This is a genomic window from Mesorhizobium sp. M2A.F.Ca.ET.037.01.1.1 (assembly GCF_003998075.1).
In the GTDB taxonomy this organism is placed as follows: Bacteria; Pseudomonadota; Alphaproteobacteria; order Rhizobiales; family Rhizobiaceae; genus Mesorhizobium.
On sequence record NZ_RZSA01000868.1, the window covers coordinates 1 to 2843 of the forward strand.

3 protein-coding genes and 1 pseudogene are annotated in these 2843 nt (G+C 64.0%); 2 read left to right on the forward strand and 2 right to left on the reverse strand.

Features of this window, described 5'->3' with window-relative positions; genetic code table 11:
• Positions 1 to 338: pseudogene (locus EOA27_RS30425) on the forward strand (MATE family efflux transporter); the annotation flags it as partial.
• Positions 339 to 341: 3 nt separating this feature from the next.
• Here EOA27_RS30425 and EOA27_RS30430 read toward each other — a convergent pair.
• On the reverse strand, positions 342 to 1532 hold the full coding sequence (locus tag EOA27_RS30430) for an MFS transporter (protein ID WP_126082024.1): 1191 nt from the start codon (positions 1530 to 1532) through the stop codon (positions 342 to 344).
• Between the two features lie 157 nt (positions 1533 to 1689).
• Between EOA27_RS30430 and EOA27_RS30435 the strand changes: the two genes are divergently transcribed.
• Positions 1690 to 2265 (forward strand): TMEM175 family protein, encoded by a 576-nt coding sequence (locus EOA27_RS30435; RefSeq protein WP_126082023.1) that lies wholly within the window; start codon positions 1690 to 1692, stop codon positions 2263 to 2265.
• Positions 2266 to 2269: 4 nt separating this feature from the next.
• On the opposite strand, the gene EOA27_RS30440 is transcribed toward EOA27_RS30435, so the two are convergent.
• Complete coding sequence (locus EOA27_RS30440) at positions 2270 to 2551, reverse strand: hypothetical protein (RefSeq protein WP_126082022.1); 282 nt, start codon at positions 2549 to 2551, stop codon at positions 2270 to 2272.
• Between the last annotated feature and the right edge of the window lie 292 nt (positions 2552 to 2843).

Here is a 2843-nt window from a genome sequence, read left to right on the forward strand (position 1 = left end):
CGTTCATCCTGTTCGGCATCACGATCGTGCTCTTCGCCACGGTGCGCGCCACCGGCGCCGTCATGCCGCCGCTGATCATCCTGATCATCTCGGTGTTGTTCATTCGCACCGGCTTTGCCTATTTCATGCGCAGCGTCATCGGCCAGGAGGCGCTGTGGTGGAGCTTTCCGGCCGGCTCGATCGCCTCGCTGGTGCTTGCCGCAGCCTATTATCGCCTCGGCCGCTGGCGCACCACGCATATGATCGAGGGCCGGCCGGCGGCCGGCGAGCCGCCCGACACCGGCCTCGGCGTGCCGCGCCAGCGCGCCAATCTTGCGCCTGAGACACCGGCCAGCTGAGATCTACTGCCGCGCGTATTTGGCGCCGAAACCGAGCGCCACCAGCGAGAAGACGATGATCATGCCGGCAAAGGCCAGGCTTGCCGCGGTGGCGTTGGCCAGGCTGGACAGCACGCCGATGCCGATCACCGGCAGCGCGTTGCCGCAGAAGCAGCAGATGAAGAAGACCGAGACCACCTCGGCGCGGCGGTCGGCCGGCGCGATCTGATTCACCACCTGCAGGCCGCCGCGATAGCCGAGCGCCGCCGCCGCGCCGCAGACCGCGGTCGCCGCGATCATGAGTGCCATCGAGGCGTAGATTTGCGCCGCGACGACCAGCGCCACAGCCGGGATCATCAGGACGAGCGCCGCAAGCATGGTGGAGCGGCTAGCAAGCCGGGCGGTGGCCACGATGGTGATGGCCGACACGATCGACAGCTCGAAAAAAAGCCCGCCGGCTTCGGCATGATTGGTCACGTGCAGCTGCTGCGCGAGAATGCTCGGCGCCAGCGCGGCATAAAAGCCGACAAGCGCCATGGCGCCGAAGCCGGTCACCGCCGGCGCCACGAATTGCGCGCGGATATTGTCGGGCACCGAAAGCCGTGGCCGCAGCGAGACATCCGAGAGCCGCCCCGGACTGGAGACCGTTTCCCGCGTGCGCCAGATCAGCACGGTCACCAACGCAAGCAGGACGAGATAGACGGCAAATGTGAGCCTGAGCGGCCAGGGCGCATATTGGGCGAGCAGCCCCGCCATGAGCGCGCCGACGCCGAGACCGATGAAGTTGGTGCTGGTGGTGATGATAGCGGCGCTCGACTTGTCCTTGCCTTCGATCAGCTCGGCCAGCCAGGCGGTGCCCGCGCCCGCGCCGACGCCTATGCCAAGCCCGCTCAGAATGCGGGCGATGTCGAGCCAGGCGAGGTTTTCGGCGAAGAGGAAAAACAACGCGCTGACCACGGCAACCCCCATCGCGGCCAGCGCGGCGGGACGGCGGCCGATCACATCCGACACCCGGCCGAAAAACAGCAGCGCCCCCAGATTGCCGACGACGTAGACGGCGTAAACCAGCGTCAGCGTGACCTGCGAGAAGCCGAAGGTCTGCTTGTAGATGATGTAGAGCGGGGTCAACGCGGTGCTGCCGGCAAAAAGCGCGGCGATCATGGCGGCGACGGCGGCCTTCGCGGTCCTCCCGCCAAGCTCATGGTCACGCGTCATGGTTTGAGCGTAGCGGTCATGGCGACCTCCGAGGGTTGCAAGCCCAACGCCTACATAATGGCGCCGTTCCACCCTGCGAATCTCCTCCTGACAGTTCTGGCAGGATGGTCAGCCGCGGCATCCTCCCTTAACGTCGACGCAAAGCGAGGGAAGAATCATGGGCAAGGGACGGGTCGAGGCATTCACCGATGGCGTCGTCGCCATCATCATCACCATCATGGTGCTGGAGCTGAAAGTGCCGCATGGCGAGGATTTTTCCGCGCTTTTGCCGCTGTGGCCGGTCTTCTTCTGCTACGTGCTCTCCTTCATCAATGTCGGCATCTACTGGAACAACCTGCACAACATGTTCCACACCGTGCAACGCGTCGACGGGCGCGTGCTGTGGGCCAACATGAACCTGCTGTTCTGGCTGTCGCTGATGCCGGTGACCACCGCGTTCATGGGGGAGAACCACTTCGCCCCGGTGCCGGTCGCCGTCTATGGCTTCGACCTGGCGCTTTGCGCCGTTGCCTACAACATCCTGGTCATCAAGCTGCGCCATCTGCACGGCGCCGAAACGACCTTCGCCAGGGCCGTGGGCCAGGATCGCAAGGGCAAGATTTCTCTGGCGCTCTACATCGCCGCCGTCCTGCTCAGCTTTCTCAACCAATGGATCAGCGTGGCGATCTACGTGCTTGTGGCGGCGATCTGGTTTGCGCCCGACAAACGGTTCGAGAGGCTGATCGAAAAATAGAAACCTATTTCCGCATCGCTTTCAGCTTCTCGGCCACCGAGGCGGCAAGGTCGGCATAGCGCTCCTCCAGCCGCTCGGCCGCCTTGATGATCGCGAAGTCATGGCCGAACTTCTCCAGCGCCAGCCGCAGCTTCTCGGCGAAATCCGCCTGCTTCTCCAGCGCCGCGAACAGCGTTTTCACCTGCGTCTCGCTGATATCGGGATTGGCGAGCATCTTCGGCACCTCGCGGCCCATCTCGTCGCCATTGGCGGTCTGCTCTTTGAGGATTCCGATCCAGTCGGTCAAATGCCGAGCTCCTTTTTCAGGACAGCATGCGCGGCAGGCGCAGCGATGGTCAACCCGTTGCGACTGTAGTCGTCAACTCGTTGCGACTGTAAGTCGTCAACCCGTTGCGACTGTAAGTCGTCAACCGTTGCGACTGTCACGGTCGCCCATCGGGACGAACCAGCCTTGCCTCAGCGGCAGTGAGCGTTAAGTTCGGCGCGACCCGAACAAGGATGGAAACCATGACTAGCGACGCCGAAATCCAGACCGCCCTGCCAGCTTTCGCCTCGGGCAACGTCGCCGTCATCACCGG